At 72.0% G+C, this 14,650-nt stretch carries 11 protein-coding genes; all 11 read right to left on the minus strand.

The features are described 5' to 3' along the window. Position 1 precedes the first annotated feature (1 nt). Positions 2–850: a TatD family hydrolase gene (locus tag RLT58_RS04560; protein WP_311309088.1), complete on the minus strand. Its 849-nt coding sequence runs from the start codon at positions 848–850 to the stop codon at positions 2–4. Beyond that, positions 850–1,545, minus strand: coding sequence for an EboA domain-containing protein (locus tag RLT58_RS04565; RefSeq protein WP_311309089.1), 696 nt, complete (start codon positions 1,543–1,545; stop codon positions 850–852). Before RLT58_RS04565 ends, RLT58_RS04560 begins: the two co-directional genes overlap by 1 nt. 22 nt (positions 1,546–1,567) lie before the next feature. Then, positions 1,568–2,425: a sugar phosphate isomerase/epimerase family protein gene (locus RLT58_RS04570; RefSeq protein WP_311309090.1), complete on the minus strand. Its 858-nt coding sequence runs from the start codon at positions 2,423–2,425 to the stop codon at positions 1,568–1,570. After that, positions 2,422–3,357 (minus strand): SCO3242 family prenyltransferase, encoded by a 936-nt coding sequence (locus RLT58_RS04575; protein WP_311309091.1) that lies wholly within the window; start codon positions 3,355–3,357, stop codon positions 2,422–2,424. Before RLT58_RS04575 ends, RLT58_RS04570 begins: the two co-directional genes overlap by 4 nt. Continuing rightward, positions 3,354–4,472, minus strand: a complete 1,119-nt coding sequence (locus RLT58_RS04580) for an inositol-3-phosphate synthase (RefSeq protein ID WP_311309092.1) — start codon at positions 4,470–4,472, stop codon at positions 3,354–3,356. Before RLT58_RS04580 ends, RLT58_RS04575 begins: the two co-directional genes overlap by 4 nt. A gap of 107 nt (positions 4,473–4,579) precedes the next feature. Next, positions 4,580–8,305: a ThuA domain-containing protein gene (locus tag RLT58_RS04585; RefSeq protein ID WP_311309093.1), complete on the minus strand. Its 3,726-nt coding sequence runs from the start codon at positions 8,303–8,305 to the stop codon at positions 4,580–4,582. Positions 8,306–8,529: 224 nt separating this feature from the next. Then, complete coding sequence (locus RLT58_RS04590; protein WP_311309094.1) at positions 8,530–9,531, minus strand: sugar phosphate isomerase/epimerase family protein; 1,002 nt, start codon at positions 9,529–9,531, stop codon at positions 8,530–8,532. Positions 9,532–9,543: 12 nt separating this feature from the next. After that, positions 9,544–10,779: a Gfo/Idh/MocA family protein gene (locus RLT58_RS04595; protein WP_311309095.1), complete on the minus strand. Its 1,236-nt coding sequence runs from the start codon at positions 10,777–10,779 to the stop codon at positions 9,544–9,546. 68 nt (positions 10,780–10,847) lie between these two features. Continuing rightward, on the minus strand, positions 10,848–11,885 hold the full coding sequence (locus RLT58_RS04600; protein ID WP_311309096.1) for a substrate-binding domain-containing protein: 1,038 nt from the start codon (positions 11,883–11,885) through the stop codon (positions 10,848–10,850). Positions 11,886–11,963: 78 nt separating this feature from the next. After that, positions 11,964–13,016 carry an ABC transporter permease gene (locus RLT58_RS04605; RefSeq protein ID WP_311309097.1) on the minus strand — a complete coding sequence of 351 codons (1,053 nt, stop codon included), beginning with the start codon at positions 13,014–13,016 and terminating at the stop codon, positions 11,964–11,966. After that, on the minus strand, positions 13,013–14,539 hold the full coding sequence (locus tag RLT58_RS04610; protein WP_311309098.1) for a sugar ABC transporter ATP-binding protein: 1,527 nt from the start codon (positions 14,537–14,539) through the stop codon (positions 13,013–13,015). Before RLT58_RS04610 ends, RLT58_RS04605 begins: the two co-directional genes overlap by 4 nt. Positions 14,540–14,650 lie beyond the last annotated feature (111 nt).

Consider the following 14,650-nt stretch of genomic DNA (forward strand, 5'->3'; position numbering starts at 1 on the left):
CTCACTCCCCGCCGCGCAGGATGGAGTTGCCCTCGTGGAGCGGTTCGGGCGCCGCGGTGTCCAGGTGGAGGCGGCCGCTCCGGCCGTAGAAGGCGACGGGGTTGCGCCACAGCACCCGGTCGACGTCGTCCTCGGTGAAGCCCGCCGCGAGCATCGCGTCACCGACCCTGCGGGTCTTGAGCGGGTCGCTTCTTCCCCAGTCGGCGGCGGAGTTGACGAGGATCCGCTCGGTGCCGTGGAGCTTGAGGACGGCGACCATGCGGTCCTCGTCCATCTTGGTGTCGGGGTAGATGGAGAAGCCGGCCCAGCAGCCGCTGTCGAGGGCTTCCTTGACGGTGGTCTCGTTGAGGTGGTCGAGCAGGACCCGTTCCGGGGCGAGGTGGGACTCGCGGACGACGTCGATGGTGCGGCGCAGCCCGGCGAGCTTGTCGCGGTGCGGGGTGTGGACGAGGGCGGGCAGCTCGTGGTCGGCGGCCAGCTGGAGCTGCGCGGCCAGCGCCCTGTCCTCGGCGGGGGTCATCGAGTCGTAGCCGATCTCGCCGACGGCGACGACGGAGTCCTTGACGAGATAGCGCGGCAGGGCGTCCAGGACGGGGGCGCAGCGCGGGTCGTTGGCCTCTTTGGGGTTGAGGGCGAGGGTGCAGTGGTGGGCGATGCCGTACTGCGCGGCGCGGAAGGGTTCCCAGCCGAGCAGCGCGTCGAAGTAGTCGAAGAAGCTGGCGGGAGAGGTGCGGGGCTGGCCCAGCCAGAAGGAGGGTTCGACCAGGGCGCGGACGCCCGCGTCGTACATCGCCCGATAGTCGTCCGTGGTGCGGGAGGTCATGTGGATGTGGGGGTCGAAGATGCGCATCAGGACTCCTCCGTCGGGGCTGTGGGGGCGGCGGGGGCCGTGGGAGCGGCGGGTGCGGGGGCCGTGAGGGCGAGGACGTGGTGCAGGTCGGCGGGGACGGGGCGGCCCGCCGCGATGCGTTCGGCCGCGTAGTCACCGAGCATCCGGGCCAGTTCCGCGTCGCCCCGGGAGCGCCGGGCCAGTCCGTCGACCGCTGCGACGGGCACACCGGTGAACAGGCACTTCAGTACGGCGTGGCGCCAGCTGTGCGGGTCCAGGTGCTCGGCGGCGTACGGGCCGACGGCCGCGCCAATCAGCGTGGTGTCGTTGGTGCGCAGGGCGTCCTCGACGAGCGGCAGCGCGGTGGCGCCGAGGCCGAGCGCGGGCAGTGTGCGCAGGACGGCGCGGCGTTCGGCGGCGGTGCCCTGTTCGTAGAGGCGGGTCAGGGCGGGCAGTTCGGCGCGGGCCTCGGTGATCAGCAGGGCGCGTACGGAGTCGGCGTGTTCGAGGCCGCAGTGCCGGCCCGCCGCCGCGTACCGCAGCTCCCACGGGGGTGCGGCGTAGGTGGTGCCGGAGGGTCCGGCGTCCGGGTGGCCGGCGGCGTGGGCCGCCTCCGCGAGTGCTTCGTCGAGCCAGGCGCGCGCGGCTCCGCCGAGCAGGGTGTCGAGTTCCTTGCGGGTGAGCAGGGCGGTCGTCGGGGTGGTGTCCTCCGTCATGACGTGCTCCCTTCGGCGTCTGTCAGCGGCCCGGCGGGCGGTGCCCCGCCAGGAACTCCATGGATGTGCGGGCGAGTTCGGGACCGGCGTGGGAGTGGCGGGGCAGTTCGACGACGGTGAGTCCGGCGTAGCCGCTGTCCCCGAGGGCGTCGAGCGCGGCGAGCACCGGCGGGAAGTCGATCTCGCCGTCGCCGAAGGGAAGGTGCTCGTGGACGCCCCGGCGCATGTCCTCGATCTGGACATGGCGCAGCCAGGGGGCGGCGTCGCGGACGCAGTCGGCGGGCGGGGCCGGCTCCAGGCACTGGCAGTGGCCGATGTCCAGGGTGAGCCCGAGGGGTTCCGGGTCGCCGCACAGGCCGCGGAGGTGGTGGAAGCCCGCGAGGTCACCGAGGAGGTGGCCCGGCTCGGGTTCGATGGCGAGCGGCACCCCGGTGCGCTCGGCCGCGTCGAGGACCGGGGCAAGGGCCTCGGTGAGCCGTTTCCACGCGGTGTCGGGCGCGGTGTTTGGAGGTGTGACGCCGCTGAAGCAGTGGACGGCGTGGGCGCCGAGCGCGGCGGCGACCTCGACGGCCCGGACGAGCAGCGCGGTGCGGGCGGCGCGGGCCTCGGGGTCCGGGTCCAGGAGCGAGGGGCCGTGTTTGCGGCGCGGGTCCAGGACATAGCGGGCGCCGGTCTCCACGGTGACACCGAGCCCCAGCTCCTGGAGCCGGGCGGCGACCCGCCGGGTGCGGGCCGCGAGGTCCGGGCCCATCGGGTCGAGGTGCATGTGGTCGAGGGTCAGGCCGACTCCGTCGTAGCCGAGGTCGGCGAGCAGGGCGAGGGCGTCGTCGAGGCGGAGGTCGGTCAGCCCGTTGGTTCCGTAGCCGAGGCGCAGGGTCATGTGGGGCTCACCTTCCGGGAGAGGGCACGGGCGAGCGGGACCAGGCCCATGACGGCGAGGCCGGTCCCGGCGGCTCCGGCGCGCGCGGCCAGGGCCGCCTGGAGCGGGATCATCGCCCCGATGCCGCCGCCGACGGCGCGCTGGGTGAGCGGCGGCGACGGGTTGAGCGCGGCGTGCGCGAGGGGGCGCCCGGCGGTACGGAGATAGGCGCCGGTGAGCGCGGTGAGCAGCAGCCGGGCGGGGGCGGACCGGGCCGGGCGGACCGCACCGCCCCGGGCGGGACCCGGCCGCTCGCGCACCACCGCGCCGCCGAGCGCGGCGACCGCCGCGAGCGCCGCCAGGGGCGCGCCCGTGGAGCCGCCCTGCGCCTCGTGGCGCGAGACGGTCGTGACCGCGTAGGTGTGCGCGCTCAGCAGGGCGGCGGGCAGGGCCGCGGCGGTCAGCGCGGTCCGGGCCGGAACGGCACGCTCCGCACCACCGGGGCCCACCCCGGTGGCCACCGCCCCCAGTGCCAGGTCGAGTCCGCGGGCCGCCGCCATCGCGGCCGGGCCCGCCGGGGTGTGCTTCAGCCGGAGGTCGTACGCCCAGACGGTCGCCGCGAGCGCGGTGGCCACCGTGAGCGCCGGGCGGCCCGCGCGGGCGGCGAGGGCGAGGCCGGCCCCGGTCAGGGCGCCTGCCGCCGTGAGCGCGGCGCGCGGGGTGATCCGGCCCGAGGGGATCGGGCGGTGCGGGCGGTCGATCGCGTCCTCGTCGCGGTCGGCCCAGTCGTTGAGGGCCATGCCCGCCTCGTACAGGCAGAGCGAGGCGCCGACGGCGGCGGCGGTGGAGCGGCCGGGGCGCCGGCCCACGGCCGCCGCGCCCGCGAGGGCGTCGCCGGGGACGGTGAACAGCGCGGAGACCCTGAGCAGTTCGGCCCAGGCGCGTGCCGTCACTTCCCGCCCCGCAGGCGTTCGGCGAACGCGAGCAGGGCCGTGTACTGCTCGGGGAGCGCGGCGGGTCCGCCGTCCGGGTCCTTGAAGTAGAAGCCGAGTTCGGGCCTCGGGCCGCTCAGCCCTGTTTCGTGGGCGCGGGCCAGCAGCCGGGCCAGGTCGAGCACCAGGGGCGCGGCGAGGGCCGAGTCGCAGCCCTGCCAGGTCGTCTGGAGCACCATCCGCGCCCCGAGGAAGCCGTCGAACGCGATGTGGTCCCAGGCGGTCTTCCAGTCCCCGAGTGCCGGGACGTCGTCGATGTGGACCTGGCCCTCGGGGGCGGCGCCGAGGGTGTCGGCGAGCACCCGCTCCTTGCCCGCGTTCTTCGCGGCCGCCGCCGCGGGGTCGGCGAGCGCGGCCCCGTCGCCGCCGCCCAGCAGATTGGTGCCGGACCAGGCCCGTACGGGCAGGGCGCGCTGGACGAACATCGGGGCCAGCACCGAGCGCAGCAGGGTCTGGCCCGTCTTGCCGTCGCGGCCGGCGTGAGGAAGTCCGCAGGCCGCGACGGCGTCCTGGAGGGCGGCGGTGCGCAGCCCGGTGGAGGGGGTGAAGTTGACGTACGGACAGCCGGCGCGGAGCGCGGCGGCGGCGTAGAGGGAGCTGGCGGGGAGCCGTTCGGCGTCGTCGGCGGGGGCCGGCTCGGTGGAGGCGACGTTGACGACGACGGTCCTGGCCAGCTGGTTGCGGCGGCCGAAGTCGGTGAGGTCGGCGGCGAACGCGGTGATCAGTTCCTCGTCCGTTCGGGTGTCGCCGGGCAGGGGGCCGCCGGGGCGTATCTCCGCGTCGGCGGCGGCGAGTTCGGCGCGTACGGCCGAGGGGAGCCCGTGCGGCAGTACTCCCCCGGCGGCGAGCGCCTCGGCCCGCTTGGGCAGCGGGCAGTCCAGGGTGTCGTGGCCGCCGAAGACGAGCGAGGCCACGGGCGGCAGACCGCTGCCGGCGAACGGGGCGGTCTCGGTGACCATGCCCGCCGCCGGGTGGAGGCCCGCCGCGAGTGCCGCGCACCCCGCCGTGGCGGTGGTGGCGACGGAGCCGCGTGCTCCGATGAACCAGACTCCGGTACGTGCGGCGTGTGCTGACACGGGCTGCCTCCCTGGTGGGGGTCCTGGCTGGGCAGAGCGGTGGCGCTGTACGGGAGGGGGACGGCGGGCGGGGGTGTGAGGGCCCGCCCGCCGTCCGGACGGTCGCCCTACGCGGAGGGCAGTTCCTTGAGCTGGATGTTGCGGAAGGACACCTGGTCGTCGGCCCCGTGGTTCTGGAGGCCGATGTAGCCGTCCTTGAGGCTGCGGGCCGGGTCGGTGTTGGTGAAGTCGTTGATCTTCACTCCGTTGAGGAAGATCTGCAGCCGTTCACCCTGCACCTTGATCTCGTAGCTGTTCCACTGCCCCGGCGGCCTCAGCACCCGGTCGCGTGCCTTGATGTCGGCCGCCTTGAAGGTGTAGACGGAGCCGGTGGTGCGGTCGACGGCGTCGGAGGCGTCGATCTGGACCTCGTAGCCGTTGTCCACCGCGGACCAGGGGTCGTCGGACTCCGGGAAGCCGACGAAGACACCGGAGTTGTCGTCGCCCGCGAGCTTCCAGTCGAGCTTCAGGGAGTACGACTTGAGCTCCTTGGCCTGATAGGTGAGCAGGCCCATGCCGCCTTCGGAGCGCAGCTCGCCGTCGACGACGTTGAACTTTCCGGGTCCGGCCTGCTTCCAGCCTTCGAGCGTCTTGCCGTTGAAGATCGACCGGTAGCCGGTGGCGGGCTTGCAGTCGCCCTTGACCTGGCCGGCCGCGTACCGCACCCCGCCGAGCAGGAGCGCCCGGAAGTCCGCTTCGGCGTACGACTCCTTGGTGTGGCCGAGTCCGGTGTAGAAGGAGCGGCCGCCCTGGTAGGTCTGGCACCAGGTGATCGGGTGGTCGCCCTTCATGGTGCCGCCGGTGTAGGTGGTCTCGTCGAGTGTGGCGAGGACCTTGACCTTGTCGCGCGGGTTGGTGCGGTAGTTGTACAGCTCGTCGGTGCGCTCCCAGGCGTCGCCCAGGTGGGCGGAGGCCGGGTGCTTGTGGTCCTCGACGCGGACGGTGACGGGCTGGATGGCGGGGTGGCTGTCGAAGTAGGCGCCGACGAGTCCGCCGTAGAAGGGCCAGTCGTACTCGGTGTCGGCGGCGGCGTGGACGCCCATGAAGCCGCCCCCGGTGGTGATGAAGTTCTCGAACGCCTTCTGCTGGGCGTCGTTGAGCACATCACCCGTCGTCGACATGAAGACGACGGCGTCGTAGCGGGCCAGGTTGGCGGTGGTGAACTGGCCCGCCTCCTCCGTGGCGTCGACCGTGATGTTGCTGTCCTTGCCGAGTTCCTTCAGGGCCGCGATGCCCTCGGGGATCGCGTCGTGGCGGAAGCCGGCGGTCTTGGAGAAGACCAGGACGCGCTTGGCGGTCTTGTCGGGCGGGGTGTTGGAGAGCTCGAAGTCGTCGATGTCGTAGAGCGCGCCCTCGCCGCCCTTGAAGACGAGGAAGAGCTCGGTGGACTTCTTCGGGACACCGCGCAGCGGTACGTCGATGTCCTGGAAGGTCTCCCAGCTGCCCGTCACCGGCACCGGTGCGGAGCCGAGGATCTTCCCGTCGGCCGAGCCGGTCCGCACTTCGAGGAAGCCGCCCGCGCCGCCGGAGGAGATCCGGGCGGTCAGCTTGGTGGAGTCGCCGAGGAGGTACGGCTTGAAGGAGATCCAGTCGTCGTTCTGGATCTCGCCGACGGTCTTGCCGCCGTGCGCTTCCGCCTTGTTCTGCGGTACGACGCCGGAGGAGTCGCTGTAGTGCTCGGCCTGCCGGTGGCGCGGCTGCAGCTCGGCCTGGTCGTGACCGGACAGGGCCGCCTGGCCGCCGCCCCCGCCGTCGGTGTACGAGGCGTCGATGACACCGAAGATGTTGGCGTTCGGGTCGTGCCCGCCGTCCATCTCGGTCTTGATGGTGCCGGTGCAGCCGTGGGCCGAGGTGATGGGGTGGCCGTGGGCGTCGTGGCCGAGGATGAAGCGGACCTCGACCTTGGAGCAGTCGATGGCGCCGTCCTCGGGATCGGTGACGGTCACCTTGAACGGGATGTCGTCACCGAAGTCGAACAGCTGCCCGTCGCCGGGCAGTTCCAGCTTCACGACGGGGGCGGTGTTGCCGACCGTCACGTGCACGTTGGCGGATCCGGTGCGGCCGGAGGGGTCCTTCGCCGTGACGGTCGCCGTGTAGGTGCCGTTCTTCTTGTACGTGTACGTGGGGTTGGCCGCGGTCGAGGTGCCGCCGTCGCCGAAGTCCCAGCTGTAGGTGAGCGCGTCCCCGTCGCCGTCGGAGGTGCCCTGCGAGGAGAAGGCGACCTTGAGCGGTGCGGTGCCGGAGGTCTTGTTCGCGCTCGCCTCGGCGATCGGTGAGCGTCCGCCGGTGGCGTTCTCGATGCGGTAGAGAGCGGAGTTCTCGTCGCCGCCGAAGTAACCCGTGCCGTAGTCCAGCACGTACAGCGCGCCGTCGGGCCCGAAGGCCATGTCCATGACCTGGGTGCCGGACCACGGCATGTCGTTGATGGACTGCACCGTGCCGTCGGTGTCCTGCTCGATGCGCTTGATCCACTGCCGGCCGAACTCACCGGCGAAGAAGTCGCCGTCGAAGGCCTCGGGGAACTTCACGGGCGAGTCGAGGTCCGCGTCGTAGTGGTAGACCGGGCCGCCCATCGGGGACTCGGAGCCGTTGCCGAACTCCGGCACGGAGGCGCCGTCGTACGGGATCCAGGCGGGCTGGGCCGGAGGCAGGTCGACCAGTCCGGTGTTGTACCGGGAGGTGTTCTTCGGAGCCGCGCAGTCGAAGGCCGCACCGGAGGTCTTGGTCGCGAAGTCGTATTCGATGAACGGGTCGTTGTCCCCGGTGCAGTACGGCCACCCGAAGTTGCCGGCTTCGGTGACGCGGGCGAACTCGACCTGCCCGCCGGGACCGCGCTTCGGGTCCGCCGCACCGGCGTCGGGCCCGTAGTCACCGACGTAGACGATGCCTGTCGGCTTGTCGACGGTGAAGCGGAACGGGTTGCGGAAGCCCATCGCGTAGATCTCGGGGCGGGTCTTGTCCGTCCCCGGGGGGAAGAGGTTGCCGTCCGGGATGGTGTACGAGCCGTCGTCGGCGACCTTGATCCGGAGGATCTTGCCGCGCAGGTCGTTGCTGTTGCCGGCGGAGCGGCGGGCGTCGAACGCCGGGTTGCGGTCCGCGCGGTCGTCGATCGGGGTGTAGCCGTCGGAGGCGAACGGGTTGGAGTCGTCACCCGTCGACAGGTACAGGTTGCCGTCCGCGTCGAAGTCGATGTCTCCGCCGACGTGGCAGCAGATGCCGCGCGAGGTCGGGATGTCGAGGACCTTCTTCTCGCTGGCCGTGTCGAGGGTGCCGTCCTCCTTGAGGACGAAGCGCGAGAGCCGGTTGACTCCGTCGAACTTGGCGAAGTCGGCTGCCGTCCCGTTCTCGGGGGCGTCCCCGGCCGGGGTGTCCAGCGGGGGCGCGTAGTAGAGGTAGATCGCCCGGTTCGTGCTGAAGTCCGGGTCGACGCCGACGCCCTGGAGGCCCTCCTCGTCATGGGAGTAGACGGGAAGGACGCCGGCGAGCGTGGTGTCGCCGCCGTTGTCGGTCAGCCACAGTTCGCCGCCGCGCGCGGTGTGCAGGACGCTTCGGTCCGGGAGCACGGCGAGCGTCATCGGCTCGCCGGTCTCGGCGACGCCCTTGGCGAGCGTGACCTGCTGGAAGTCCTCGGCGGCCGGGGCGGGTGCCGGGTGGTCCTCATGGGCGGCGGCCGTGCCCGATGCGGCGCTCAGGCTGAGGGTCGCGGCGGCGAGGAGGCCGCCGGTGAACAGGGCGAGGGACTTGCGGATGCGGAGCCGGAGCCGGGTCCGGGTCCTGCTGCGGGTTCTGTGCACGAGCGTCCTCCGGAGAGTGCCGGTTGTACGGGCCGGTGCGGGTTATGTCATGTACACGCCATGGACGCTAGACCTGTTCGTCCTGGACGGAAAGCCCTTGCGCAGCGGTTCTGTCGAACTTTTTCCGGAGCGAGGACAAAGGGGTATGCGGGCAGGCCGCATCGCCCCCCTGGCACTCCGCCCCCGGACCCCGCGCCTCGGACGCCGGCGGGGGCTGGGTGTGTTCAGGCACCCCCGAACGCCGCGTCGAACGACGCGCTCGGGGGGTCGAAGTCGAACCTCTTCAGCGACGACAGCGCCTCCGGCGCCCCCGCCAGCCGGTCCATGCCGGCGTCCTCCCACTCCACCGAGACCGGGCCCTCGTACCCGATGGACCGCAGCATCCGGAACACGTCCTCCCACGGCACGTCGCCGTGGCCCGCCGAGACGAAGTCCCAGCCGCGCCGGGGATCGCCCCACGGCAGATGCGAGCCGAGGCGGCCGTTGCGGCCGTCCAGCCGCTTGCGGGCCTCCTTGCAGTCCACGTGGTAGATCCGGTCCCGGAAGTCGTAGAGGAAGCCGACCGGGTCGAGGTCCTGCCAGACGAAGTGGCTCGGGTCGAAGTTCAGCCCGAACGCCGGCCGGTGGCCTACGGCCTCCAGCGCGCGGTGCGTGGTCCAGTAGTCGTACGCGATCTCGCTGGGGTGCACCTCATGGGCGAACCGCACCCCCTCCGCGTCGAAGACGTCCAGGACCGGATTCCAGCGCTCGGCGAAGTCCTCGTACCCCCGCTCGATCATGTGCGGCGGGACCGGCGGGAACATCGCGACCAGATGCCAGATCGACGAGCCGGTGAAGCCGATGACCGTACGCACCCCGAAGGCGGCCGCCGCCCGCGCGGTGTTCTTGATCTCCTCGGCGGCCCGCCGGCGCACCCCCTCGGGCTCCCCGTCCCCCCAGATCCGGGCGGGCAGGATGCCCTGGTGCCGCTCGTCGATGGGGCTGTCGCAGACGGCCTGGCCGACGAGGTGGTTGGAGATCGCCCAGCACTTCAGCCCGTACTTGTCGAGCAGCTGGTGGCGGCCCTCCAGGTAGCCGGGGTCCGCCAGGGCCTTGTCCACCTCGAAGTGGTCGCCCCAGCAGGCCAGTTCGAGGCCGTCGTAGCCGAAGTCACGGGCGTAGCGGCAGACCTCCTCCAGGGGAAGATCGGCCCACTGACCGGTGAAGAGGGTGAAGGGACGGGGCATGAGAAGGACCTCCTAGAGCTGTACGGGGGTGAGTACGGAGTTCTTCGCGGCGCTCTCCTCCACCGCCGCCAGCACCCGCTGGACCTGCAGCCCGTCGGCGAACGACGGTACGGGCTGGGCTCCTTCGGCAATCGTGCGCACCACGTCACGGGCCTGGTGGATGAAGGTGTGCTCGTAGCCCAGCGCGTGCCCCGGCGGCCACCAGGCCTCCAGGTAGGGATGCTCGGGCTCGGTGACCAGGATGCGCCGGAAGCCGGCCGTGGTGGCGGGCTCGGTGTGGTCGTGGAACGAGAGTTCGTTCAGCCGCTCCAGGTCGAAGGCGAGGGAGCCCAGCTCCCCGTTGATCTCCAGCCGCAGGGCGTTCTTGCGTCCGGCCGCCATCCGGGTCGCCTCGAAGGAGGCCAGGGCGCCGGAGGCGAGCCGTCCGGTGAACAGGGCCGCGTCGTCCACCGTCACCGTCCCCCGCTCCTCGGCGGCGACCCCGCCGAGTCCGCCCGCCGGACCCGCGAGCAGCGGGCGCTCCCGGACGAAGGTCTCGCTCACCGCGGAGACCCCGACCAGCAGCTCCCCCGCCAGGAACTGGGCGAGGTCCACGATGTGCGCTCCGAGGTCGCCGAGCGCGCCGGAGCCCGCGTGCTCCTTCTTCAGCCGCCAGGTGAGCGGGGAGGCCGGGTCGACCAGCCAGTCCTGGAGGTAGGTGGCCCGGACGTGCCGCAGGGTGCCGATGCGGCCCTCCGCGATCAGCTTCCGGGCGTACGTGATCGCGGGAACCTTGCGGTAGTTGAAGCCGACCATGGCGATCTGGCCCCGGGCGGCGGCCCGCGCCGCCGCCTCGGTCATCGCCTCCGCCTCCGCGACCGTGTTGGCGAGCGGCTTCTCGCACAGCACGTGCTTGCCCGCCTCCAGGGCCGCGACGGCGATCTCCGCATGGCTGTCGCCGGGGGTGCAGATGTCTACGAGCTGGACGTCGTCCCGGGCGATCAGGGCGCGCCAGTCGGTCTCCGCCGCCGCCCAGCCGTGCCGGCCGGCGGCGGCCTCGACCGCCGTGCGGTCGCGGCCGCAGATCGCGGCGAGGGCCGGCCGCATCGGCAGGTCGAAGACATGGCCCGCGGTGCGCCAGCCCTGCGAGTGGGCGGCGCCCATGAACGCGTATCCGACCATGCCGACCCCGAGCGTCGGTGCGCTCGTCATCGGCCGGTACGTCGGCGGCGCGGCCGCCTCCTGCTCCGTCTCTTCCCTACGGGCCATCCGGGCTTCCTCCTCGTCGGTGGTTCGGTGCGTACGGCAGGCGGGTCAGCACCCTCCTGCGGGGCGGCTCAGTTGAAGCCCGTCGGCAGGTACTGGTCGATGTTGTCCTTGGTGACCACGGCCGAGTACAGGGTGAGATTGGTCGGGATCTCCAGCTCCGCGAGGCCCGCGACGCCCTTGCCCTGGCCGAGTGCGCGGGCCAGGTCGATGGCGGAACCCGCCATGGTCGGCGGGTAGAGCACGGTGGCCTTCAGCACGCTGTTGTCGGCCTTGATGGCATCCATCGCGGACTTGGCCCCGGCACCGCCGACCATCAGGAACTCGTCCCGGCCGGCCTGCTTGATGGCCCGCAGCGCGCCCACGCCCTGGTCGTCGTCGTGGTTCCACAGGGCGTCGAACTTCTTCTGTGCCTGGAGCAGCTGGGCCATCTTGGCCTGGCCCGACTCCACGGTGAACTCGGCCGCCTGACGGGCCACCAGCTCGATGTTGGAGTAGTTCTTCAGCGCGTCCGCGAAGCCCTGGCTGCGCTGCTTGGTGAGCTCCAGGTTGTCGATGCCGGCCAGCTCGACGACCTTGGCGTTCTGCTTGCCCTTGAGCTGCTCGCCGATGTATGTGCCGGCGTTGAGGCCCATCCCGTAGTTGTCACCGCCGACCCAGCAGCGGTAGGCCTGCGGGGAGGCGAAGACGCGGTCCAGGTTGACGACGGGGATCCCGGCACGCATGGCCTCCAGGCCGACCTGGGTGAGCGCCTTGCCGTCGGCCGGGAGGATGACCAGGACGTCGACCTTCTTGTTGATGAGGGTCTTGACCTGGCCGATCTGGGCAGCGGTGTCGTTGGAACCCTCGGTGATCTCCAGGGTCACGTCGGAGTACTTCTTCGCCCGCGACCTGGCGTTGTCATTGATGGCGTTGAGCCACCCGTGGTCGGCCTGCGGCCCGGCGAAGCCGATGGTGACGGCCTTGCCCGGCTTGTCGTCGGCGGGCGCGTCGCTCTGCGCCGCGGCGTTCTTGTCCTTGGGATCGTTGCTGGTGCAGGCGGTCAGGAGGGCGCCCGCGGAGAGGGCGGCGGTCCCGAAGAGCAGTCCTCTGCGGCTGGTTTCTGGCATGGCTGTCAAACCCTTCATCCGGTGTACGGGTATGCGGGTGCGCTTGCGGGGCGGTAGCGGGAAGGAGAGGCCCCGGGGTCAGGTCTCTCCGTGGGCCGAGGTCCGGCGCTGGACGAGAACGGCGACGACGATGATCGCGCCCTTGGCGATCTGCTGGACATCGCTCTGGAGGTTGTTGAGCGCGAAGATGTTGGTGATCGTGGTGAAGACGAGGACACCGAGGACGGAGCCGACGATGGTGCCGCGTCCGCCGCTGAGCAGGGTGCCGCCGATGATCGCGGCGGCGATGGCGTCCAGCTCGTACAGGTTGCCGTTGGTGTTGGAGCCCGAGCCGGACAGGATGATCAGCATGAAGGCGGCGATGCCGCAGCACAGCCCGGACAGCAGGTAGAGGTAGAGCCGCTGCCGCTTGACGTCGATGCCGGCCAGCCGGGCCGCCTCCGCGTTGCCGCCGACGGCGACCGTGCGGCGCCCGAAGGTCGTACGGTTCAGCACCAGCCAGCCGGCGACGGTGACCGCGGCGAACATCAGGACCAGCGGCGGGATGCCGAGGATGTAGGAGTCCGGAAGACCCAGGTCGAGGACCGATTCGACGGTGACCAGCTGGGTCTTGCCGTCGGTGATCTGGAGGGCCAGGCCCCGGGCGGAGGCGAGCATCGCCAGCGTCGCGATGAACGGCACCAGCCGCCCGTACGCGATGAGCAGCCCGTTGACGAGTCCGGCGCCCAGGCCGACGAGCACGGCGGTGAACAGGATGCCCGCGAAGCCGTACTCCTGGGTGGCGAGCGTCGTCGCCCAGACGGAGGCGAGCGCCACCATGGCGCCCACGGACAGATCGATGCCGCCGCTGGTGATGACGAAGGTCACGCCGACGGTGACGACGCCGATGACGGACGCCTGGGTCAGGATGAGCTGGAGGTTCCCGGTGTCCAGGAAGGCGTCCGGCTCGGTGATCCCGCCGACGACGACCAGGGCGAGGAGCACGCCGAGCAGGGAGAGGTTGCGGACGTCCACCCGCAGCCCGAGGGCGCGCGGAGGTCCGTCCTTCTTCGGGGACGCGGGGGCGGACACGGGCACGGTGTCTTCCTTGTCCGGCCCGCTGTGCCGCGCCGAGGAGACGGGCTGCGTCATGACGTCGGGCTCCCTTCCATCACGAGGTCGAGTACGCGGTGCTCGTCGAGCTCCCGGGCGGGCGCCGTGTGCACGACACTGCCCTCGCGGAGCACCAGCACCCGGTCGGCGAGGCCCAGGACTTCGGGCACTTCGCTGGAGACGAGCAGAACGGCGAGGCCTTCGTCGGCCAGCCGGCGGATCACGGCGTAGAGCTCGGCGCGGGCGCCGACGTCCACCCCGCGGGTCGGTTCGTCGAGCAGCAGCACCCGGCAGCCGCGCAGCAGCCAGCGGGCCAGGACGGCCTTTTGCTGGTTGCCGCCGGAGAGGGTGCGCACGGGGGTGTCCGGGTTGTCGGGGCGCAGCGACAGTTCCCGGGTGGCGGCGCGGGCCGCCTTGCGTTCGGCGCCCCGGTCGAGCCAGCCGCCCCTGGAGAAGCGGGACAGGGAGGAGACGGAGACATTGCGGGTGACCGATTCGAGCATCAGCAGGGCCTGGGCCTTGCGTTCCTCGGGGGCGAGTCCGATGCCGGCGGCGATGGCCGCGCGCACGCTGCCGGGCCGGAGCGTGCGGCCGGCCACGGTGACCCGTCCGGCGCTCGCGCGGCGGGCGCCGTAGATGGTCTCCAGGATCTCGGAGCGCCCGGAGCCGACGAGCCCGGCGAGGCCGACGATCTCGCCGGGCCGCAGTTCCAGGTCGACGGGGGCGAACTCCCCTTTCCTGGTGAGTCCTTCGACCGTGAGGACGGGGGCGGCGCCGGTGTCATCGGGCACGGTGCCGGGGCGGGGCGGGAAGACGTACTCGACGTTGCGGCCGGTCATCATGGCAACGATGTCGCGCGTGGGGGTGGACTCGGCGGGAAGTCCGCCCGCGACGGCCCGGCCGTCCTTGAGCACGGTCACCCGGTCGCCGATCCGGCGGATCTCCTCAAGGCGGTGCGAGATGTAGACGACGGCGACCCCGTCGGCGGTGAGCGAGGCGACGATCCGGAAGAGGTTGTCGACCTCGTCGGGGTCGAGGGCGGCGGAGGGCTCGTCCATCACGATGAGGCGTACGTCGTGCGAGAGGGCCCGGGCCATCGAGACGATCTGCTGCTGGGCGGCGGAGAGTTCACCGACCGCGCGGCCGGGGTCGATCTCCGGGTGGCCGAGCCGTTTCAGCAGGGCGGCGGCCGCGGTGCGTCCCTCGCGGGTGCGGACGACGAAGCCGGCGCTGGTGGGTTCATGGCCGAGAAAGACGTTCTCGGCGACCGACAGGCCCTCGACCAGGTCGAGTTCCTGGTAGATGGTGGCGATCCCGAGGCGCATCGCGGTGATCGGCGACTTGAGCACGGCCGGGGTGCCGCGCCAGGTGATCTCGCCGTCGTCGGGCTGGTGGGCCCCGGCGAGCACCTTGATGAGGGTGGACTTGCCGGCGCCGTTCTGGCCGAGGAGGCAGTGGACTTCGCCGGCCAGGACCTCCAGGTCCACGCCGTCGAGGGCGCGCACACCGGGGAAGGACTTGGTGATGCCGGACATGGTGAGCAGCGGTGGTTCTGGAGCCATGACGAATCCCCTCGGCGGATGGGGTCTTCCCTGTCCGGACGGTGCCGGAGGCGCGGGGAAGGGCCGGTGAGCGGGCAGGGCGCAGTGCGGTCCCGGGTGGGTGGCCGCCCG

This window comes from Streptomyces sp. ITFR-16, assembly GCF_031844705.1.
GTDB lineage: Bacteria > Actinomycetota > Actinomycetes > Streptomycetales > Streptomycetaceae > Streptomyces.